Origin of the sequence: Mesorhizobium sp. CA7, from assembly GCF_020165015.1 — a bacterium.
In the GTDB taxonomy this organism is placed as follows: Bacteria; Pseudomonadota; Alphaproteobacteria; order Rhizobiales; family Rhizobiaceae; genus Mesorhizobium.
The window spans coordinates 69,422-89,891 of record NZ_JAIUHH010000008.1 but is presented as its reverse complement, the minus strand read 5'-3'; the positions used below and the strand labels follow the sequence as shown (position 1 = coordinate 89,891).

Here is a 20,470-nt window from a genome sequence, read left to right as displayed (position 1 = left end):
CAGCATGCAGAATCGGCGAGGTGTCACCGCCGGGGTTGGAGGGGAAATTGGGCAGGCGACGGCAGGGCGAACCAGAAAACGGCAGGGCGGCGGCCGAGGCATCCGAGCAGGTCGTGAGCGAAAGCCGGACCGACCGCCTCAGGATCCGCGCCGCCTGGATGTATTTCGTCGAGCAGATGACGCAAAACGAGATCGCCGACGTGCTCGGCGTCGGCCGCGTCACCATCGTGCGCATGCTGGCCGAGGCGAGGGCACGCAACGAGGTGAAGATCACCATCGAGAGCGAGCTTTTGGAGATCGTGCGGTTGGAGCGCGCGCTCGAACAGACCTTCGGACTGCAGCAGGCGCTGGTGGCGCCGCTCACCGATCCCAATGCCGACCCGATCCCGGCAATCGCCGCCAAGACCGGCATGTTCCTGTCCGACGCGATGAAATCCGGCATGCGGGTCGGCGTCGGCTGGGGAGTCACGCTGTTCAACACCTTGCCCTTCATCAGCGCCAAATCGCTAACCGATTTCAGCGTGATTTCGCTGCTTGGCGGCGTCGGCGTCGCGCGCCGGGTCAACCCGGCCGAGTTCGCCTGGCGCTTCGCCCAGATCTTCCAGGGTGACGGCTATCTGATGCCGACGCCTGCGGTCGTCGACAGCGTCGAGACAAAAATCGCGCTGGTCGAGCGCTGCGGCCTGCAGGAGATTTTTGAGATGGCCGATGCGCTCGACGCCGTGCTGCTCAGCGTCGGCGGGATCGCTTCGGCCACCACTTTCTCGCGCGGCGGCTTCCTGAAGGAAGCGGACCGCGAGGCGCTGCTTGCGCGCGGCGCCGTCGGCGATCTCCTGTTCCATTTCTATGACCGCAATGGCGATCTGGTCGACCATCCCGTCAACAGCCATGTGATGTCGGTGGATGTCGACCGCCTGCGCAAGGCGCCGATCCGCATCCTCACCTCCGGCGGCGCGGAAAAGACCGAGGCGCTGCTCGGCGCCATGAACCTGATTGCGCCGACCATCCTGATCACCGACGAGGAAAGCGCGCGCCGCATGCTCGCGGCGCATGGCGCTTGAATCATGCGACGGAAGGGCTCGCTCGCTGCGGAATTGAGGAGCGCAGGTGCTTGCGGGCAGGTTCCTCCACCAGAATGAAAACGACGACCGAGATAACGACCAGCAAAGGCTGGTACAAAAGACTTCCGACCCATTCCCATTCTCCGGTGAACAGCACCGGAATCCACTTTCGCACCGGGATTTGCAGGATGTAGAGGGCATAGCTTGCATTGCCCAGCAGCACGAGCGGCTTGTACGACAGCACGCGTTGGGTCTTGCCGTCATTCACGGCGCATGTCGCAATCAGCGCGACAAAGCCGATCGCCGCGAAACCCCCTGTCGTCACCATGCGTGTCGCGACAAGCGTGGCAACCGTGAACGCCATGGCCAGAATGGCTGGCCGGTCGCTGCGGAAGCGATCGAACGCGCCGGCCCTAAACAGCAGAGCGCAAATGATGCCGGTCATGAATTCGGGCAGCCTCAGCAGCGGGAGAGGCACCAGCTTCATCCAGCCGAACGCAAGGTAGCCGGTCGGTCCGAGACCCGGCAGACACATAACTACGAAAATCAGCACCAAAGCTGCCAGGCTGATCCACAGGACTCCGCCCGTAAGCCTTGAAAGGACGGGAAGCAATAACGGGAACACAAGATAGAAAAAGAACTCGATCGAGAGTGTCCAACCCGGAGGATTCCAGAAGAATCCGAGCATTGTCGTTGGTCCGCCCCATGCCTGAACAAGGCCAAGTGTCGCCAGTGATGCAAGCGGGTGATCCAAGGGCATGCTTGTCAGCGGCAAAGCCACAATAAGGGCAAGGAGATAGATTGGATAAATTCTGGAAAACCTCGCTAAGGCGAACTGTCGGATCTCGTACCAGTCAGACATCTTGTCGAAGTAGGAATGGGTGAGAATGAAGCCGGACAGCAGGAAGAAGAACGAGACGCCCAGATAGCCGTTCTGCACAAAATTGGCGATCGGGGGCGGCGCTCCGTCAATGTCTGCCGAGTGGAAGGCAAGCACATAGAGAGCGGCGAAAAATCGCAAGCTGGTCAGCTGTGTGAGGCTCGATCCCGCTGAAGAAGGCTTCGGTTTCATACAGAGTGCCGTTGCTGTAAGCGCGAAGCGGTGCTCAGAACTGTCGATACTGCGTGGAATCCTATACGCCGAGCCGCATTAACAAATCCGTTAACGCTCCACGCCGGTGTCAGCGCCCGGCGCCATGGGGGAGAACCGAGGCGCTGCTCGGCGCCAGGCACGTGACTGCGTCGACGATTCTGATCGCCGATGAAGAAGCGCACCGCATGCCCACTGGCGGACGGACAACGATCTTCTTGTTCTTCGGCCTCCTGGCCAGATAGATCTTCCGCTCGCGTGACAGCCCCCAAGCTTCTGCCGACAAGTCGCGGAACTACTCTAAAATCAACGAGAAGCTGTTTTTGGACCAAACGGTTGCCCAAGGAGCGGAAGCCTTCGGCTCAACCTAAGAACTTGGGGGGAAGTTCTCTTTCAAATGGTCGGAGTGGCCGGATTCGAACCGACGACCCCTTGACCCCCAGTCAAGTGCGCTACCGGGCTGCGCTACACTCCGGACCGGGTGGCGATGTATCGTGATAAGGCGGTGCGGGTCAACCGAATTCGGTGCCTATCGCGCAGGTGAAATTGCAACGAGCGATGCAGGCCTTCCCAGCCGCAATTCCCGCTGGTGCCGGTACTCCAGCGCGATCGCGCCCCAGACCAGGCCGAGCAGCAAATAGAGATGGCGCCAGTGGTCGATGTCGATGAAGGTGCCGAGGCCGATATTGCCGAGATAGGCGACATAGGCGCAGAGCAGATAGGGCTGCCACGGCCGGTCGCGCAGAAGGATGCGGAAGCCGGCGCCGATTGTCCATAGCGTCAGCGTCAGGAACGAGACGAAGCCGAGCCAGCCATAATCCATCAGCGCCTTCAGCCAGATGTCGTGCGTGTCCTCGCCATAGATCGTGCCGAAGACCAGCGGGCCGATGCCGAACGGGTGCTCCATCGCCAGCTGGAAGCCGATCGAATAGCGGGCGAAGCGGCCGAGCCGCGCCGAATCATAGCTCTGCTCAAGCTGCGCGCGCTGTGTGAACATGTCCGACACGCCGGGTAACTGCAGGATGACGATGAGGGCGATGACCAGCAGCGCCGCGGCAGCGATCGTCATCACCACCACGCGCAGCCGGAACTTGCCACTGGCGCTCTGCAGGAAGAGGCAGGCGGTGAGCAGCACCGCCGACACGGCAAACATGCCCCAGGCGCCGCGCGAGAACGAGAAGAAGATGCCGGCGGTGATGATGAGCAGCGGCACGGCCAGAAGCGGCATCCGCGACACCGGGCCGGTCAAGAGCAGATAGAGCAGGTAGGTGCCGGGCAGCACCAGGAACGGCCCGAACACGTTCGGATCCTGGAAGGCACCGGCGGCGCGGTCGTATTTGGTGAACATTTCCGCGCCCGGAAACGCATGAAAGTAACCGGCGATGCCGAGCAGCGACGTCGCCACGGCCGACACGACATAGGCGATGAAGATCAGTCGGTAGAGGCTCGGCTGGACCGAAGTCACCGAGGCGAAGAACACCGCGCTGAAGGCCAAAAACAGCGAGACGGCGAGATAGAGCGGGGTGTTGGCGAGGTCGGCCATCTGGGTCATCGCGATCATGCCGCCGATGTTCATCGCCACCAGAAGCACCAGCAGGGGCATGATCGCGCGCGAGATTCGAAGCCCGAACAACGCCCAGACCGCGATCAGCCCGGCCATGTAGATTTCATAGGGCGCCGGCTCGCTGATGACGAAGCCGGAAAGCAGGATGCCGACGCCGATCGCAGCCGATGCGATCAGCGAGATCAACTTGGCGTTGACCGCCCGCGGCGGCAACCGGTTGACTGCCGATGGCTGCAACTGGTTGACAGCCTGTGGCGGCAATTCACTGGCGATGGCGCTCAATAGGCGTTTTCCGTGTTGAGCAGGCGGATCGGCGTCAGGAACAGGATGCGCAGGTCGAACAGCATCGACCAGTTCTCGATGTAATAGAGGTCGTATTCGGTGCGCATGCGGATCTTTTCGTTGGTGTCCATCTCGCCGCGCCAGCCGTTGATCTGCGCCCAGCCTGTGACGCCGGGCTTGACCTTGTGGCGGGCGAAGTAGCCGTCCACCACCTCGTTGTAGAGAAGGTTGTGCGACTGCGCGGCGATGGCATGCGGGCGCGGCCCAACCAGCGACAGCGAGCCGAACAACGAGTTGAAGAACTGCGGCAGCTCGTCGATCGAGGTCTTGCGGATGAAGCGGCCGACGCGGGTGACGCGCGGATCGTTCTTGGTCACCGTCTGCTTGGCGGTCGGATCGGACCGGTCGGTGAACATCGAGCGGAACTTGTAGACTTCGATGATCTCGTTGTTGAAGCCGTGCCGCTTCTGCTTGAACAGCACCGGACCCTTGCTGTCGAGCTTGATGGCGATCGCGGTGACGAGCATCACCGGCGAGAAGACGATGATCCCGATGAGTGAAAAGACGATGTCGAAGGCGCGCTTGGCGACCGAATCCCAGTCGTTGATCGGCTTGTCGAAGATGTCGAGCATCGGCACCGAGCCGATATAGGAATAGGCGCGCGGCCGGAACTGCAGCGCGTTAGAATGTGCCGAAAGCCGGATATCGACCGGCAGCACCCAGAGTTTCTTCAGAAGCTGCAAGACGCGCGATTCGGCGGTCAGTGGCAACGACACGATCAGCATGTCGATGCGCGCGATGCGGGCGAATTCGATGAGCTCGGAGATGGTGCCGAGCTTCGGGTAGCCGGCGACGATCGGCGGCGAGCGCTTGTCGTTGCGGTCGTCGAAGATGCCGCAGATGCGGATGTCGTTGTAGGGCTGCTTCTCGACCGAGCGGATCAGCTGCTCGGCCGCCTTGCCGCCGCCGACGATGAGTGCGCGGCGCTCCATGCGGCCGTCGCGCGCCCAGCGCCGGATGAGGCTGGACATCACGAGTCTCAGGCCGAAGATCAGCGCGAAGCCGGCCACGAACCAGGTGCCGAACAACAGGCGCGAATAGTCTTCCGACGCCTTGATGGCGAAGGCGGTGAGCGCCATCAGCGCGAAGCTACCGGCCCAGACCAGCAGCACGCGGCCGAAATTCGCGAGGGGGCGCATCAGCGCCGCGATCTGGTAGCAATCGGTCACGTCGAGCAGCACCACGGCCAGGAACGACGTAGCCGCGATCGCCAACGGATACTGCCAGGCCAGATAGCTGAAGAAGCCGACATAGTAGAAATAGACGCCGAGCCCAGACAGGAACAGCATCGCGAACTCGACCATGCGCAGCACGCCGCTGACCATGATCGGCGACATGGTATCACGCCGGTATTGCGAAGCGACCTGGCGCGCCACATCGTTGATGCCGCCAGGCTTTTCGCCATCGGCGGGAGCATCGTAGTTGCGCACCGCATCCATGGAAAAGCGGTGCGCGGGGTCGATCTCATTCATGGGAACTGTCCGCGAGCTTCGCGCAACTGCATAGCAAAAGAGAGCTAAGAAAGCCTTGAAACAACCGGTGGTTTTGGAGTTGTTGCGGCCCGAGGCCTATTTGTTCAGTGCTGCGAAATAGGCCTTCTCGATGTCGGCGGCCATGACGTTCGCACCGAATCGGGCCTTCAGCTCATCGGCTTGCGGCATCAGTTTTCGATAGCCGTCAAAGTCGCTGAGCGCCGCTCCCATTTTGGCGGCGAGCTGGGATGCGTCGGGGCGGATCAGGGCAGGGGAGTCTTCGCCGAAAATTTCCGGAATGCCTCCGACAGCGGTCGCGATCATCGGCATGCCAGCGGCTAAGGCTTCGAGCACGATATAGGGCATCGCCTCCGCGCGGGATGGCACCACAATCAACTCGGCCAGAGCGAAAGCCTGTCTCGCCGGCATGGGCGGCAGGAATCGGACGTGGCTTTTCAGGCCGAGTCGCTCCACTTGCGCGTGGTAGCGCGGCAGGTCGTCGCCGTCGCCGACCATCACGGCGCTTAAGGGGCGTCCGAGCTCGTCGCCGGCCATAGCCAGCGCATCGATGAAGATATCCGGGCCCTTCAGGTCACGCATCATGCCGATGTACAGGAAATCGGCGGCATTCGCTGCCGTCGTCACCGGTTCGAATTCGGCGGCGCGCAGGCCGTTATAGACAAGCGTGTTGGGTATGGGCGGCTCGCCGACCTTGCGGCGATAGGTGTTGCGCTCGTAGTCGGAAACGAACAGCAGGCAATCGGTGAAGCGCGCCATGAAGCGCTCCAGGCCGAAGAACAGCTTCCCCATCGCCGTCGTTTCGTCATAGTGGAGGGAGCCGCCATGCGGCGAATAGAGGCGGGCAACGCGAAACCTTGATACCCGCAACAGTGAGCCGAACAGCCGGGCATAGGCGCCACCCTTGGCGCCGTGCCCGTGCAGCACGTCCGGCCGCAATTCCTGGATGATTCGATAGGTACGCCAGGCCGAGGCGAGGTCGCCCGGCCCGACATGACGCTGCATCGGCGTGCGATGGATGCCGAGCGCGAGGCTGTCCTTCATCGCCTCGAACAAGCGCTCCTCATAGTCGCCGCCGGTGGTCGAGTCGCAGACGATTCCCACCGCATGGCCGGCGGCGACCTGCGCCTCGGTAAGGTCGCGCACGTGCCGGAAGATTCCTCCGACAGGTGAGCGAAAGCAGTGCACGATCCTGAGGTTCACCGCCACGACGGGTTTTTCAGAACAGCCGTTCGCGGACGTAGACGGTGTCGCCGGGCAGGAGTGGATCGGATGTCAGCACCCGCCCGGTCATCACCTTGCCGTTGATATCGCGGGTGATGTCGACGCTCTCCTGATTGGCGCGCGGCGTGAAGCCGCCGGCAATGGCCACCGCCTTTTGCACGGTGAGTCCCGGCACGTAGGAATACTGCCCGGCAGCGCCCACTTCGCCCATGACGAAGATCGGCCGGTAGCGGTCGATTTCGACCGAAACGTCGGGATCGCGCAGATAGCCTTGGCGCAGCTTGTCGGCGATCGCCTTTTCCAACTGCTGCGCGGTGTGGCCGCGCGCCGGCACCGCGCCGACCAGCGGAAAGGACAGATAGCCGGACTGGTCGACGCTGTAGGTGTTGGTCAACCCGTCCTGCTCGAACACCGTGACACGGACGCGGTCGCCGGCGCCGAGCCGGTAGGGCTGATCGAGCACTTCATGAAAGGCGGCGGGTGTCGGGCGGTAGCTCGAGCAGCCGGTGAGCAGCGACAGGGCAAGCAAAGCGCGAAAGAGGGAAGCAGTGCTTTTCATGACCGGCCAGGAACCTTCATCGCTCTTGCCGCAAGCCGCGGCACAACCCCAGGAAAGTGCGACCGTTATCATCCTGTTAGGGTTAATGGGCGGTAAAGGAGCACGGTCCGGGAGAGCGGAGATCGGTAAAAAGCCCAATTGTTCTATTGCTTTCGAGCAATCTTCTTTGAGCGCCCTCTAATAAGCATTCATTCTGATCTTAACGGGTGAGTTACCATAGTTCTTTACGGTCCAGCTTCGACTCAAAGTTCGGAGCAGGATGCATGTCCGTTCAGTCAGCGGCCGCAGACGTCGATGTCGATCTGAGACAGCTTTTCGCCAGCCTGGCGAGGAACTGGCTGCGCATTGTTTTTGTCACGCTTTTGGTCACCGGGCTGGCCTTCGCCTTCGCCTGGCTCGCGACGCCCTATTATAAGGCGACAGCCAAGCTGGAGATCGGCTCGCGCGAATCGGAATACACCCGGCCGCCGGGCACCAACGATGACGATAAGCCGATTCTCGACGAGCAGGGCGTGGCCACCCAGGTCCAGATCATTTCCTCGCCCGACATCCTCAAGCAGGTGGCGACCAAGCTCAACCTGGACAAGTTGCCGGAGTTCGACGAAACGCTGAAAATGTCGTCGCTCGGGCGTGTGCTTGTGCTCGTCGGCTTGAAAAGCGATCCCTTCGATATCCCGCCGGACGAGCGTGTGCTGAACGCCATGCACGACAAGCTCAATGTTTACGCCGTTGAAAAGACGCGCGCGATCGCGATCGAGTTCGCCTCGAAGGATCCCAAGCTTGCCGCAGCGGTCGCGAATGGCATTGCCGAGGCCTATATCGCCTCGAAGAGTGACGCCAAGCTCGAATCGAACGCCGCCGCGACCAACTTTCTGGCGCCGGAAATCGCCGATCTGCAGAATCGCGTGAGGGATGCCGAGGCCAAGGTCGCCGCGTTCCGCGCCCAGTCCGACCTGCTGATGGGCGGCAACAATTCGGTGCTTCCGACTCAGCAGCTCTCGGAGCTGTCGAGCGAATTGTCGCGTGTGCGCGCCAGCCGCGCCGCCGCCGAGGCGAGTGCCGAGAGCGTGCGCCGGGCGCTGCAGAATGGCGGTTCGCTGGACAGCGTGCCGGAGGTCCTGTCTTCCGATTTGATCCAGCGCCTGCGCGAGCGCCAGGTGGAGCTGAGGGCCAATATCGCCGATCTTTCCACAACCCTGCTGGACAATCATCCGCGCATCCGGGCGCTGAAGTCGCAGCTTGCCGACCTCGACGGCCAGATTCGCAACGAGGCGCAAAAGATCATCCGGGGGTTGTCGGCTCAGGCTCAGACGGCGAAGGCCCGCGAGGGTCAGCTGATCGCGGACGTCAACACCTTGAAGGCCGCGTCAGCGCGCGCTGGCGAGCAGCAGGTGCAGCTGGATGCCTTGCAGCGCGACGCGAACGTTCAGCGCCAACAGCTTGAATCCTATATGGCCAGTTACAATGCGGTAGCCTCGCGCAAGGATCGCAGATACTCGCCTGTGGCGGCGAGCCTGATCGCGCAGGCCCAGGTGCCGTCGCAACCTTATTTTCCGAAGATCGGGCCGATCACCGGGGCGGCCGCCGCCGCTTCGCTGCTACTGATGGCGATCGGCACGCTGCTTGGCGAGCTGTTCTCGGGCCGTGCCATGCGTCCGGCCGCCGGCGCCCGTTTCACCGATATCGAGCAGGTGGCGATGCCCGCTGCGCGCACCGAGCCGGTTGTAGCCGAAATCGAGGACGACCACAGTTCTTTCGCATCCTATGAGACGTCCATGGCCAGCGAGCGACGTCCGGAGAGACAGCCGATCGCGCAGAATGAGACATTTGAAGCCGACACCGTTGCGGCAGAGCAACCAATGCCCGAGCCGGAACCCAAGCCGGGTCCGTCCAGGCTCGGCGAGATAGATGTCGACAGGGCTGCCGAGAAGCTGATCTCTTCCGGCGCGGCGCGCGCGATCTTCGTATCGCCGGAAGGCGACGAGGCGGCCGCCTCCGCCGTGCTCGTGGCGCGTGAAGTATCCGACGCCGGCCTGCGCGTGCTGCTGCTTGACCTCACGGCATCGGGCGCGGCGTCGCGGCCGATGCTGGACTCGAGCCTGTTCCCGGGCATCACCAATCTGCTCGCTTCCGAAGCGCAGTTCAGCGACGTCATCCATCCCGATCTCTATTCGGATGCGCATGTCATTCCGGTCGGCACCGCCGATCCGGTCCGCGCCATGCGCGCCGCCGATCGGCTGCCGATCATCATGCAGTCGCTGACCACGGCCTACGATCTCGTCGTGGTCGAATGCGGCCCGGCCGACGCGCAAGGCATCGGCCGCCTGGTCGGTGACGGCACCGAAGTCTTCCTGTCCATGCTGGAAGCCGACGACCAGGTGACGCAGGCCGCGGTCAAGCTGATCGAGAACGGCTATCCCAACCTGACGCTGGTCACACCGGTCGGCCACGAACCTCCGGGAACACCGGTGCCGGGCAGGCGGTCGGCGGCTTGAATATAGCGCGAAGGATCGGGCCGCGCCGAAAAAACCGGCCGTTAGACGGCGACGGTCAGTTATCGTCCTCGGCGGGAGCGGGCGCTGCCTGTCCGGCAGCCTTGCGACGCAGCACCTTGGTCAGCTTCCAGACCGTCGGGTTGTTCTTGATGAAGGCCTTGGCGCGCGCGCCTTGCCGCAGCCCTGCCGCCAGCACCCGGCCCTTCAGCGTCAGCGGCGCAAGCACCTCGAAATGCTGGACCTCGATGTCGCACCAGAGCCGCTTGTAAGGCTCGTCGCCGACCGAGAAATCATACACATCGAAGCCAAGCTCGCAGGCTTCCTGGATGTTGTCGAAGAACAGGAAGTCGCCCGGGCTGGCGGACGAGAGATCGTCCTCGGCGATGGCGCCGAACTCGCAGATCAGCCGCTTGCCGGACCGGCTGGAGCCGGTCACCGCGCGCAGTTTGCCCGCCACATCCAAGCCGTGCAGCAGGAAGGGCGGCTTTCCCTCGGCCAGCGCATCGGCGAACAGCGCCCGGAAAAAGTCGCGTACTTGCCTGTCGCCGAAGACATTGGCGATGCCCATCTTGGCGAAACGCGCTTCCTTCATCTCGAAGAAGGCATCGAGCAGCCTGTCGACCTCCTCGGGTGTGCGCGCCTCGATGCGGCGGAAGGTGCCGACCGCCTCGAACTTGCGCGTCTGCGAGCGGTGCTTCTTGCGCTTGCGCTTGCCGCTCGCGCGCGACAGCAGCGCGTCGAACCCGCCGTCGAGATCGACCGCAAGCGCAAGGTTCGGACTTGGGAAGCCGCGCAGCGCGGCCAGCGGGTTAGCGACGCCATCAAGGTCGGGCAACAGCCTTTCCAGCGAGATCAGGTCGATGTCCGACCGCGTTCGGGCGATTGCCTTGAACATCGCGCGGATCGCCTGGCCGTCGATAGCAGGCAGGAAACGCGGGTCGGCGGCGGCGAAATTGCCGTTAGCATGCCGACCGCCGGCGAAACGGGCAACCTTGAATGGGCCGCGTCGCACAACTTCCAGCGCCAAAGATAGCGCCGGGCGAGCATCGCAGTCCAGCGTCGCGACAACCATGTCGGCGCCGGTCGCGGCCACCCAGTTGCTCACCCAAAATGCGCTTTGCGCCGGCGCGAACAGCGCCGAGGCGCAGAATTGAACATAGTCGGCAACACCGGTGTCGTCGCTTACGATGACAGTCCACCGACCCTGATCGGCTCGCATCGGGCGCGCGGAAATCTCGTCGGCCGCGACCCGATTGCCATCAAATGACGCGGTGGCGTCAACCATCCCTCAATCCTTAAGACGTATTGGTTGCAACCTGGGGTTCGCATAGGCGAATGTCTTGCTTGAATAAGCCTAGGCGCAAAAGGTGAAGGAATGATCGACGGGGGCGATGCAATCCGGAAGCTGGCGCTGAACCTTGCCCGCTACTCCGGCCTTGCGCCTCTGGCGCGGCCGTTTGTCGGCGGCATCGGCGCTATCCTGATGCTGCACCGCGTCACCGCGACACCGGAGAAGCCGAACAGCGTCAATCGGCATCTGAACATCGCTCCCACTTTCCTCGACAAGCTGATCTCGGACATGAAGGGGCAGGGTTATGCCTTTGTTTCCCTTGATGAAGCGATCGAACGCATCAAGACGGGCGGGAAAGGCGGCCAGTTCGCCACGATCACGGCCGACGACGCCTATCGCGACAACATGACCGAGGCGCTTCCGATCCTGGAAAAACACGGCGCGCCGATCGCCATCTACGTCGCCCCCGGCCTGATCGATGGCGCCGTCGATCTCTGGTGGGACGTGATCGAGGACATCGTCGACACCAGCTCGCGCCTGACGCTGACGATGGGGGGCAAGTCGACGGCGATCGATTGCTCGACACAAGGCCGAAAGATCCAGGCCGTCGCGCGGCTGAACGCCTGGCTGACCTTGGAAGTCCCCGAGGAAGAGCAAGGCGCAGCGCTGCGCGAGCTCGCCCGTTCGACTGGGTTCAAAATCGGCTCGGGCCGCCCATGCACGTTGATGAACTGGGATGAGCTTCGCATCATGGCCGCGCACCCGTTGGTGACCATCGGCGCGCACACCGTCAATCATCGGAACTTGAAGCGGCTGTCCGAGGCCGATGCGCGCCATGAGATCGGCGACGTCCGCCGCGTCCTCGCGGAAAAACTCGGCGAGGAGCCGCGTCATCTGGCTTACCCTTATGGCTATGCCAGCGCGGTCGGCTGCCGCGAGGTGGGCTTTGCCCGCGACGCAGGCTATGCCTCGGCGGTGACCACGCGGCATGGTGTGCTGCGCGCCGAGCATGCCGGCTTCCTGCACGCGCTGCCGCGCATCTCTGTCAATGGCCGCTATCAAAGCCTTGCGCATATCCGCACGATGCTGTCCGGCATCACGACGCCGCTGGCCAATGCGGGCAAGATGATCGTTACGGTCTAGGCCTGCCTCGCGCTTGCCTGGCCCAGGTGAGGATCAGCCCTTCGGGCGCGGCTCGATGATCAGCCATTTGATGATGGCCATGGCCGGCAGAACCCAGAGAAAGCCGCTGAGCAGGAAGAACAGGAGATGCGCTGTGGGCCCGTATTCGGCGAGCCTGGTGACCGCGACGGCGGAGGCGATCAGCGCGTAGATGACGACCAGCGCCACAAGCAATATGGTTCCGATCAGCTTTTTCAGGCGAATGGGCATGTCGCGGTTCCGTTGACCCGCCCCGCTTAGGCCGAATGACAAGAGCGCGCAACCGTCGCGACCCGGCGCGACGGCGTGCCGCGCTGTCCAGTCTTGCCAGTTGAGCGGCCTTGGTCCACCAATCTCGCGTTTCAACCGCCGGGAATGCGAAATGGCTGCCATCACCGCCACAGCCCCCTATGCCACACGCGACCGCGACCTGCACAACCGCGCTTTGGTGCGCGGCTGGCTCTACGTCGTGCTGCTCGTGCTGGTCGCGCTGGTGCTGGTCGGCGGTTCCACTCGTCTCACCGGCTCGGGTCTGTCGATCACTGAGTGGCAGCCGATACACGGCGTCATCCCGCCGCTCAACGACGCCGAATGGCAGGAAGAGTTCCAGCGCTACCAGCAGATCCCGCAATATGCCGAGATCAACAAGGGCATGAGCGTCGAGGATTTCAAATCGATCTTCTGGTGGGAGTGGGCGCACCGCATCCTGGCGCGCGGCGTCGGGGCGGTCTTTGCCTTGCCGCTGCTGTTCTTCTGGGCGACGCGCCGCATCGAACGAGGCCTTGGGTTGAAGCTGGTCGGCATCCTTCTGCTTGGTGTACTGCAAGGCGCCATCGGCTGGTGGATGGTGGCTTCGGGCCTGGTTGACCGCGTCTCGGTCAGCCAATACAGGCTGGCGACGCATCTGACGCTTGCCGCGCTGATCTTCACGGCGACAATGGTGGTGGCGCGAGGCTTGGCGCCGCATTCCGAGCCCGCCGCCGACCGGTCGACGCAGCGGCTCGCCGGCGTCATCGTGCTTTTGGCGCTGATCCAGATCTATCTCGGCGGGTTGGTCGCCGGGCTGCACGCGGGCCTTTCCTACAACACATGGCCGCTGATGGATGGAAAGGTGATCCCCTCCGATCTGCTTCTGCTGAAGCCCGCCTGGCTGAACTTCTTTGAAAACCCGAAGACGGTGCAGTTCGTCCACCGACTGGGCGCTTATACGATCTTTGTCGTGGCACTCTGGCATATGGTCGCGACGTGGCGGCGCCAGCCTGGCACCACCCATGCCCGCCGGGCCACGCTTCTGTTCGCGCTGGTGGTCGTCCAGGCCTCGATCGGCATCGGCACGCTAGTGATGCAGGTGCCGCTGCACATGGCATTGACGCATCAGACGATCGCGCTTGTGTTGCTTGGCTTCGCTGCCGCGCATTGGCGCGGCACCAAGGGCGCCTATCCGCTGCCGACCGATATACGCGTCAGAGGCTGAGGCGAACCTTGCGGATCGCCTCGGCGGTAGCAAGCTCCAGGTTCACGACCGCTCAGTGCTTGATGCCGAGCATCAGGTCGAGGTTCTGCACCGCGGCGCCCGACGCGCCCTTGCCGAGATTGTCGTAGACGGCCATCAGCAGTGCTTGCGCCCTCTCGTCATTGGCGAACACGTAGACCTTCATCCGGTTGGTGCCGTTATAAATCTCCGGATCGATCTCCGGCATGCGCTCTATGAGGGTGTAGGGCGCGACCTCGACCACGCCGCCATCGATCGACGCATAATGGTCGGCAATCGCCGCGTGAAGCTCGGCGCCGGTCGGAACGCGGTCGAGACCGCCGAGTTGCAGCGGCACCACGGTGATCATGCCCTGCGCGAAATTGCCCACCGCCGGCTGCATGATCGGGTCATGCGACAGCTTTGCATAGGTGCGGAGCTCCGGCACATGCTTGTGCTGCAGCGTCAGCCCGTAGGGCAGGAACTCGGGCGCGTCCTCGCCCTTGCCGACATAGTCCTCGATCATAGGCCGGCCGCCGCCGGAATAGCCGGAAATGCCGTTGACGGTGACCGGGAAGTCGGCAGGCAGCAGGCCCGCCGCAACCAGTGGCCGCAGCGTCGCGATCGGCCCCTGCGGCCAGCAGCCCGGATTGGCGATGCGTTTCGCGCTGCCGATCCTCTTCGCCTGGTCCTTGTCCATTTCGGCGAAGCCATATTCCCACCCCTCGGCCACGCGATGCGCGGTCGAGGCGTCGATCACCTTGGTCGTATCGTTCGTAATCAGCGACACGCTTTCCTTGGCCGCCGCATCCGGCAGGCAAAGGATCGCGACATCGGCCGCGTTGAGCATCTCGGCGCGGGCGGCAGTCTCCTTGCGGCGTTCCGTCGGGATGGAGATGATCTCCAGGTCGTCACGGTCGGCCAGCAGCGCCCTGATCTGCAGGCCTGTCGTGCCGTGCTCGCCGTCAATGAAGATTTTCGGTTTCATCGCTTGCCAAATTCCTCGCGATTCCAATGTCATATGCCGTAGGCGTGATTTGCCGCGGCATGATTGCCGTTGCTCAGTTCGTCGAGCCGCGCCTTTCGCTCTGCCAGCAGACCGAGATAATGCATGGCGATGATCGATCCGGCGATCGCCGTTATATCGGCATGATCGTAGGCCGGCGCAACCTCCACGATGTCGGCGCCGACGATGTCGATCTGGCCGAGTTGGCGCAGTGTTGACAGCATCTTGGCCGAGGAGGGGCCGCCTGCCACCGGCGTGCCGGTGCCCGGCGCGAAGGCCGGGTCGAGACAGTCGATGTCAAAGGTGAGATAGGTCTTCTTGCCACCGGTGCGCTCGACGATCGCGTAGGCGATGTCGGAGGCGCGCATCTCCTCGACCTCATGGCCGTAGAGGATCTTGATGCCGAACGTGTCGGGTGCATGCGTGCGGATGCCGACCTGGATCGAGCGATCGGGGTCGATGATCCCCTCCTTCACCGCGCGGGCGACGAAGGAGCCGTGATCGATGCGCTTGCCGTCGTCGGGCCAGGTGTCCTGGTGCGCGTCGAACTGCACGAGCGCCAGCGGCCCGTGGATCGCGGCATGCGCCTTGAGCAGCGGCCAGGTGATGAAATGGTCGCCGCCCAGCGTCAAAAGGAACGCGCCTGATTTCAGGATCTTGGCCGCCTCGCGCTCGATCGTGCCGGGAGTTTTCTGGTGATTGCCGCTGTCGAGCAGGCAATCGCCATAGTCCACCACTGAGAGATGCTCGAAGAGGTCGCGCGAGAATGGATATTGCGGATCGTTGTCGAGGATCGCCGAGGCGCGGCGGATCGCCTGCGGTCCGAAGCGGGCGCCGGGCCGGTTGGTGACGGCGGCGTCGAAGGGAATGCCCCACACGACCGCGTCCGCGCCCTTCACGTCCTTCGTATATTTGCGCCGCATGAACGACAGCGCGCCGGCATAGGTCGGCTCGAACGACGCGCCCGTCTTGGAGCGGGCGGTGAAGGCGTGGTCGATCTCATTGTTCGCCATTAGGAATCCTCGGTTTCGTCGGGGCAGCCACAACTACAGAACCGGCACGCAACATGCCAGTCACAGCTTGCGGAAACGAAGCGGCGCTCGGCGAGTGCCACGGCAACACAGGATCTGTATCATTATGGCTGAGACTGCCTTGCTCAATCTTGCATCCGCGCCCGCCGCGACCCGTGTCGGCACGACGGCCGGAGAGCGTTTCCTGGTGCTGGATTCCTGGCGCGGTATCTGCGCGCTGCTGGTGGCGCTGTTCCACTTCCCGACCACCTCGATAGTGTCGCAGAGCGCCTTTGTCGGCGGCTCCTATCTGTTCGTCGATTTCTTCTTCGTGCTCTCCGGCTTCGTCATTGCCAGCGCCTATGGCGGGCGGCTCGCCGGGCAGGACGACCTTGCACGGTTCGCGCTCGTGCGTTTCGGCCGCATCTATCCGTTGCATTTCCTGATGCTCGCAGCCTTCGCCGGCTTCGAGGCGCTGCGGCTCGTGCTGCCGGCGCTTCACGGAACGGGCCCGGCGCCCTTCACCGCAGGCTTCGACCTGAAGAGCCTGGTCGCCAACCTTTTCCTTCTGCAGGGCATGGGCGTTGAGGATCATCTGAGCTGGAATGCGCCGAGCTGGAGCATTTCGGCCGAGTTCTTCACCTATCTGCTTTTCGCCGCCGTCGTGTTCACCGCCGGCCAGCGCGCCTGGATATGGCTCGTTGCCGCAGCCGCGACGGCGCCGCTTTTCCTGCTCGCGGTCTCGACGCGTCATATGGACGTGTCCTTCGATTTCGGCTTCCTCCGCTGTCTTTACGGCTTCTCGCTCGGCGCGCTGCTTGCCTGGTTTCAGCACGATTCCATTGCAGAGGCGCGACAGGCGCTGAGCGGCGGGGCAGGGCGCCTCGCCTGGACGCTGGCGGAGCTGGCGATGATCGTCGTGATCGCGCTGTTCGTTTCGGTGGCGGGAACGAATGACGCCGGCATTGCCGCGCCGGTCGTGTTCGCGCTGGCGCTTTATCTCTTTGCCCATGAGGGCGGGTGGGTCAGCTTGGCCTTGCGCAGCCGACCGATGCTGCTGCTCGGCTCGCTCTCCTATTCGATCTACATGGTCCACATCTTCGTCCAGACCCGCATGATCAATGTCGGCGGCCTGATCGAACGCAAGCTCGGGCTCGGCATAGTCGGCGACCTGATGCTGCGCGGTGACCATGCGACCGGCTTCGGCCCCGGCTCGCCCTGGATCGGCTTCGCGGCTTTGGCCGCGATGTTGATCGCCGTCATTGCCGCGTCGTGGTTCACATGGAGCTTCGTCGAAATGCCGGCACTGGCCTGGTTCCGCCGCATTTCCAAGCGGATCTGATCCAAAAACTAGCCGGCTTCGTTCACCGCGCTGTCATGGGCATCGCCTAACCGGGTCCCAACCCGGAACGGTGCGATTCCCCGATGCGAACACTCTGGCTGAGCCTTGCCTTTTCCGCCGCCCTTGCCACCGTTGCGGGGCAAAGCTTAGCCGGTGAAAGCCGCGCCAGCCAGATTCTCGACCGCTTCGAGCATGCCAACCAGTGGCGTGACCACGTGATGATCGCCGCGCATCGCGCCGGCAGCATGCAGGCCGGCAAGACGCTTTACGCCGAGAATTCGCTGGCCGCGGTCGAGGGCTCGATCGCGAGATCGTCGAGGTCGACGTCCGGCGCGCGAAAGACGGCGAATTCGTCATCATGCATGACAGCTGGCTCGACCGCACGACCACGTGCAAGGGCGAGGTGGTGAAATACACGCTGGCCGAGCTTAAGAAATGCCGGCTGGTCATCGAGGGCACGGGCGCCGTCACCGACGAGACCGTGTCGACCCTGCGCGAGATGCTGCTGACGACCAGGGACAGGATCCTGATCAACCTCGACAACAAGCTGGAGGTGACCGACCTGCCTGGCATGGTCGCGGAGGCGCGCGATCTCGGCATGGCCGATCAGGTGATCGTCAAGGAGAACCTCTGGAACCGGCAGCGCATCGATGCCGCGAGCGCGGCACTTACCCAGGCCGGCGGCGGCTTCCAGTTCATGCCGATCCTTGCCGACGACGCCGTGCATGATGCAGTTTTCGCCAGCGAGGTCGACAAGGCCTTCGCGCCGCGCGCCGTCGAATTGATCACTTGGCGCAACGGCGCCGAGACGCTGACATCGACCGGCGGGCCGCTGTTCAGCACCCGCATGCGGGCGGAAGCGGCGCGGGGCGACTGGCACCTCTGGGCCGACACCTACGCCGTCGTCAACAAGCCGGGCGGCTTCCTCGCCGGGGGGCGCGGCGACGAGCTTGCCGTCGCCGCCAGCCTGCCGCGCGAAGCCTGGGGTTTCTGGGTCGACCGCGGCGCCACCATCATTCAGACCGACGAGCCGAAGGCGGCAATCGCGTGGCTGACGGCCAATGGTTATCGCGTGCCTTACACGACGGACGGCAGGACTGCTGAGCCGGCGCATACGGCGAGCATCAATTAGCTGGCGTTGGCGCTGGAGCTGCCAATCTCCCCCCTCGTGGGGGAGATGCCCGGCAGGGCAGAGGGGGCGCTGTCCCGCCGGCGTAACGGTGCTTGGGTTCCTCGCCCCCGCCAAAGGTGGGGGAGAGGTGTCCGCGAAGCGGACGGAGAGGGGGCCTTCGTAGGGCGCTCCCCTCTCCGTCTCGGCTTCGCCGAGCCACCTCTCCCCACATTCGTGGGGCGAGGAACCTTGATCCTGCAGCGCCGCGTTCCTTCACGCCCCCCTCTGGCCTGCCGGCCATCTCCCCCACAAGGGGGGAGATCAGCTAATCGTCCATCACGCCGCTTTCGCCACGCTCTCCAGCTCCCGCAGCACCGCCCCCGACAGCTCGAGCTCTGCCGCCGCCAGATTCTCGCGCAGATGCTCGACCGACGACGTGCCCGGGATAAGCAGGATGTTGGGCGAGCGCTGCAGCAGCCATGCCAGCGCAACCTGCATCGGCGTCGCACCGAGCCGTTCCGCGACGTCCGAGAGCGTCGACGACTGCAGCGGGCTGAAGCCGCCGAGCGGGAAGAACGGCACATAGGCGATACCGTCGCGCGCGAGCTCATCGATCAGCGCGTCGTCGTCCCTGTGCGCGAGATTGTACTGGTTCTGCACGCAGACGATGTCGCAGATCTTGCGGCCTTCCGCGATCTGCGCGCGGGTGACGTTGCTCAAGCCGATATGGCGCACGAGGCCCTTGCGCTGAAGCTCGGCAAGCTTGGTGACCTGCGCTTCGATGGAGCCCTCCGCTGGACCGTGCACACCGAACATGATGCGCAGATTGACGACGTCCATCACCTCGAGGCCAAGGTTGCGAAGATTATCGTGCACGGCCTGTTCGAGCTCATCAGCTGTAAAAGCCGGCAGCCAGGAGGCGTCTTCCCCACGACGGGCGCCGATCTTGGTGACGATGGTGAGGTTGTCGGGGTAGGGCGCCAACGCCTCGCGGATCAGCTTGTTGGTGACATAAGGCCCGTAGTAGTCGCTGGTGTCGATATGGTTCACACCTTGCGACACCGCTTCGCGCAGCACGGCAATCGCCGCGTCATGGTCTTTCGGCGGGCCGAACACGCCTTTGCCCGCAAGCTGCATGGCGCCATAGCCGAGGCGATGCACCGAGCGGTCGCCGAGTTTATAAGTACCGGATTTGTCTACACTGGACATTGTTGCTCTCCTTCGCTGTCGTCGAGGGAGATAAGGGATGGCTGCTGTCCTGATAACCGGGTATAACCGGCACGACCTGTGCGGAAATAAGAACAATGGCGGCTGATCTCAACGATCTCCAAGCATTCATGGCCGTCGCTCGCGCCGGCGGCTTTCGCGAAGCGGCCCGCGTGACTGCAGGCAGCGCCTCAGTGCTCAGCGAAGCCGTCCGCCGTCTGGAAACCCAGCTTGGTGTGCGGCTCTTCAATCGCACCACGCGCAGTGTTGCACTGACCGAGGCAGGCGCCAGCCTGCTGGCGCGTCTTGGCCCCGCGCTGGGTGAGGTGCAGGCCGCGCTCGACGTCGTGAACGGTTTTCGTGACCGACCTGCCGGCACCTTGCGCCTCAACGTGCCGATAAGTGCGTCGCGGCTGGTGCTGCCGAAGATTGTTCCGGGATTTCTCGCTGCATATCCGGCCATCCGGCTGGAGGTGATCGCGGAGGAGAACTTTGTCGACCTGCTGGTGGCCGGCTGCGATGCGGGCATCCGCTATGACGAGCGGCTGGAGCAGGACATGATCGCCGTGCCGATCGGGCCGCGCACGCAGCGTTTCACCACCTCGGCCGCGCCAGCCTACCTTGATCGGCACGGTCGGCCGCAGCATCCGCGTGACCTGCTTGGCCATGCGTGCGTGCGCGGCCGCTTCCCGAGTGGGGTCATGACGCCCTGGGAGTTCGAACGGGATGGTGAAGTGGTGCGGGTCGATACCACGGGGCCATTGGTCGTCAGCATCGGCGGCGGCGTCGATCTCGCTATCGATGCGGCGATCGCCGGCGTCGGTATTCTCTGGCTCTTCGAGGACTGGGTACGCCCGCATTTCGAGAGCGGCGCGCTGGAACCTGTGCTGGAACCGTGGTGGCAGGAATTCTCCGGGCCGTTTCTCTATTATCCCGGGCGCCGCTTGGTGCCGGCGCCGCTGCGCGCCTTCATCGACTACATCAGGACGCCGGCCGGGCACTGGTAAGTAGAACAAAAAAGGCCGCCCGGAGGCGGCCTTTCGTAAA

16 protein-coding genes, 1 tRNA gene and 1 pseudogene are annotated in these 20,470 nt (G+C 63.7%); 7 read left to right on the top strand and 11 right to left on the bottom strand.

All coding sequences use genetic code 11. The annotated features are described in order from the left end of the window. Positions 1-47: 47 nt before the first annotated feature. Positions 48-1,061 (top strand): sugar-binding transcriptional regulator, encoded by a 1,014-nt coding sequence (locus LB552_RS16680; RefSeq protein WP_224608371.1) that lies wholly within the window; start codon positions 48-50, stop codon positions 1,059-1,061. A gap of 1 nt (position 1,062) precedes the next feature. On the opposite strand, the gene LB552_RS16675 is transcribed toward LB552_RS16680, so the two are convergent. The 6 genes from LB552_RS16675 to LB552_RS16650 form a co-directional block, all read right to left on the bottom strand. Next, positions 1,063-2,133: an acyltransferase family protein gene (locus LB552_RS16675; RefSeq protein ID WP_224608369.1), complete on the bottom strand. Its 1,071-nt coding sequence runs from the start codon at positions 2,131-2,133 to the stop codon at positions 1,063-1,065. 416 nt (positions 2,134-2,549) lie between these two features. Continuing rightward, positions 2,550-2,626: transfer RNA gene (locus LB552_RS16670), tRNA-Pro, on the bottom strand. Positions 2,627-2,680: 54 nt separating this feature from the next. After that, positions 2,681-3,988, bottom strand: a complete 1,308-nt coding sequence (locus LB552_RS16665) for an O-antigen ligase family protein (protein WP_411962573.1) — start codon at positions 3,986-3,988, stop codon at positions 2,681-2,683. A gap of 5 nt (positions 3,989-3,993) precedes the next feature. Beyond that, on the bottom strand, positions 3,994-5,529 hold the full coding sequence (locus LB552_RS16660) for an undecaprenyl-phosphate glucose phosphotransferase (RefSeq protein ID WP_140842742.1): 1,536 nt from the start codon (positions 5,527-5,529) through the stop codon (positions 3,994-3,996). A 96-nt stretch (positions 5,530-5,625) separates the two neighbouring features. Continuing rightward, complete coding sequence (locus LB552_RS16655; RefSeq protein ID WP_224608367.1) at positions 5,626-6,756, bottom strand: glycosyltransferase family 4 protein; 1,131 nt, start codon at positions 6,754-6,756, stop codon at positions 5,626-5,628. A gap of 10 nt (positions 6,757-6,766) precedes the next feature. After that, on the bottom strand, positions 6,767-7,330 hold the full coding sequence (locus LB552_RS16650; protein WP_095767646.1) for a polysaccharide biosynthesis/export family protein: 564 nt from the start codon (positions 7,328-7,330) through the stop codon (positions 6,767-6,769). A 263-nt stretch (positions 7,331-7,593) separates the two neighbouring features. Here LB552_RS16650 and LB552_RS16645 point away from each other — a divergent pair, with 263 nt between their 5' ends. Next, positions 7,594-9,825, top strand: coding sequence for a GumC family protein (locus tag LB552_RS16645; protein ID WP_224608365.1), 2,232 nt, complete (start codon positions 7,594-7,596; stop codon positions 9,823-9,825). 55 nt (positions 9,826-9,880) lie between these two features. Here LB552_RS16645 and LB552_RS16640 read toward each other — a convergent pair whose 3' ends face one another. After that, positions 9,881-11,110 (bottom strand): GNAT family N-acetyltransferase, encoded by a 1,230-nt coding sequence (locus LB552_RS16640; RefSeq protein ID WP_224608363.1) that lies wholly within the window; start codon positions 11,108-11,110, stop codon positions 9,881-9,883. Positions 11,111-11,200: 90 nt separating this feature from the next. On the opposite strand from LB552_RS16640, the gene LB552_RS16635 reads away from it, so the two are divergent. Beyond that, on the top strand, positions 11,201-12,259 hold the full coding sequence (locus LB552_RS16635; RefSeq protein ID WP_224608361.1) for a polysaccharide deacetylase family protein: 1,059 nt from the start codon (positions 11,201-11,203) through the stop codon (positions 12,257-12,259). 33 nt (positions 12,260-12,292) lie between these two features. On the opposite strand, the gene LB552_RS16630 is transcribed toward LB552_RS16635, so the two are convergent. After that, positions 12,293-12,508, bottom strand: coding sequence for a DUF2842 domain-containing protein (locus tag LB552_RS16630; RefSeq protein ID WP_040999884.1), 216 nt, complete (start codon positions 12,506-12,508; stop codon positions 12,293-12,295). Positions 12,509-12,659: 151 nt separating this feature from the next. Between LB552_RS16630 and LB552_RS16625 the strand changes: the two genes are divergently transcribed. Then, the gene (locus tag LB552_RS16625; protein ID WP_224608359.1) at positions 12,660-13,751 is read left to right on the top strand and encodes a COX15/CtaA family protein; all 1,092 of its coding nucleotides are present in this window, start codon (positions 12,660-12,662) and stop codon (positions 13,749-13,751) included. 52 nt (positions 13,752-13,803) lie between these two features. On the opposite strand, the gene argC is transcribed toward LB552_RS16625, so the two are convergent. Next, positions 13,804-14,736 carry an N-acetyl-gamma-glutamyl-phosphate reductase gene (argC, locus tag LB552_RS16620; RefSeq protein ID WP_224608357.1) on the bottom strand — a complete coding sequence of 311 codons (933 nt, stop codon included), beginning with the start codon at positions 14,734-14,736 and terminating at the stop codon, positions 13,804-13,806. A gap of 29 nt (positions 14,737-14,765) precedes the next feature. Next, a complete protein-coding gene (speB, locus tag LB552_RS16615; protein WP_224548273.1) occupies positions 14,766-15,767 on the bottom strand; it encodes an agmatinase in 1,002 nt (333 codons plus the stop codon). Between the two features lie 124 nt (positions 15,768-15,891). Between speB and LB552_RS16610 the strand changes: the two genes are divergently transcribed. Continuing rightward, positions 15,892-17,106 carry an acyltransferase family protein gene (locus tag LB552_RS16610; RefSeq protein ID WP_224608355.1) on the top strand — a complete coding sequence of 405 codons (1,215 nt, stop codon included), beginning with the start codon at positions 15,892-15,894 and terminating at the stop codon, positions 17,104-17,106. 83 nt (positions 17,107-17,189) lie between these two features. Continuing rightward, positions 17,190-18,238: pseudogene (locus LB552_RS16605) on the top strand (glycerophosphodiester phosphodiesterase family protein). A 315-nt stretch (positions 18,239-18,553) separates the two neighbouring features. Here LB552_RS16605 and LB552_RS16600 read toward each other — a convergent pair. Next, positions 18,554-19,426, bottom strand: coding sequence for an aldo/keto reductase family oxidoreductase (locus LB552_RS16600; RefSeq protein WP_224608354.1), 873 nt, complete (start codon positions 19,424-19,426; stop codon positions 18,554-18,556). A gap of 95 nt (positions 19,427-19,521) precedes the next feature. Here LB552_RS16600 and LB552_RS16595 point away from each other — a divergent pair, with 95 nt between their 5' ends. Further along, positions 19,522-20,430 (top strand): LysR family transcriptional regulator, encoded by a 909-nt coding sequence (locus LB552_RS16595; RefSeq protein WP_224548238.1) that lies wholly within the window; start codon positions 19,522-19,524, stop codon positions 20,428-20,430. Positions 20,431-20,470: the final 40 nt, after the last annotated feature.

What these genes read in the sequence shown, in the direction of transcription:
- LB552_RS16610 (WP_224608355.1), top strand. Translation starts at nt 15,892, where the DNA reads ATGGCTGAGACTGCCTTGCTCAATCTTGCATCCGCGCCCGCCGCGACC.
- LB552_RS16635 (WP_224608361.1), top strand. Translation starts at nt 11,201, where the DNA reads ATGATCGACGGGGGCGATGCAATCCGGAAGCTGGCGCTGAACCTTGCC.
- LB552_RS16625 (WP_224608359.1), top strand. Translation starts at nt 12,660, where the DNA reads ATGGCTGCCATCACCGCCACAGCCCCCTATGCCACACGCGACCGCGAC.
- LB552_RS16630 (WP_040999884.1), bottom strand. Translation starts at nt 12,508, where the DNA reads ATGCCCATTCGCCTGAAAAAGCTGATCGGAACCATATTGCTTGTGGCG.
- argC (WP_224608357.1), bottom strand. Translation starts at nt 14,736, where the DNA reads ATGAAACCGAAAATCTTCATTGACGGCGAGCACGGCACGACAGGCCTG.
- LB552_RS16595 (WP_224548238.1), top strand. Translation starts at nt 19,522, where the DNA reads ATGGCGGCTGATCTCAACGATCTCCAAGCATTCATGGCCGTCGCTCGC.
- LB552_RS16660 (WP_140842742.1), bottom strand. Translation starts at nt 5,529, where the DNA reads ATGAATGAGATCGACCCCGCGCACCGCTTTTCCATGGATGCGGTGCGC.
- LB552_RS16675 (WP_224608369.1), bottom strand. Translation starts at nt 2,133, where the DNA reads ATGAAACCGAAGCCTTCTTCAGCGGGATCGAGCCTCACACAGCTGACC.
- LB552_RS16650 (WP_095767646.1), bottom strand. Translation starts at nt 7,330, where the DNA reads ATGAAAAGCACTGCTTCCCTCTTTCGCGCTTTGCTTGCCCTGTCGCTG.
- LB552_RS16600 (WP_224608354.1), bottom strand. Translation starts at nt 19,426, where the DNA reads ATGTCCAGTGTAGACAAATCCGGTACTTATAAACTCGGCGACCGCTCG.
- LB552_RS16640 (WP_224608363.1), bottom strand. Translation starts at nt 11,110, where the DNA reads ATGGTTGACGCCACCGCGTCATTTGATGGCAATCGGGTCGCGGCCGAC.
- speB (WP_224548273.1), bottom strand. Translation starts at nt 15,767, where the DNA reads ATGGCGAACAATGAGATCGACCACGCCTTCACCGCCCGCTCCAAGACG.
- LB552_RS16645 (WP_224608365.1), top strand. Translation starts at nt 7,594, where the DNA reads ATGTCCGTTCAGTCAGCGGCCGCAGACGTCGATGTCGATCTGAGACAG.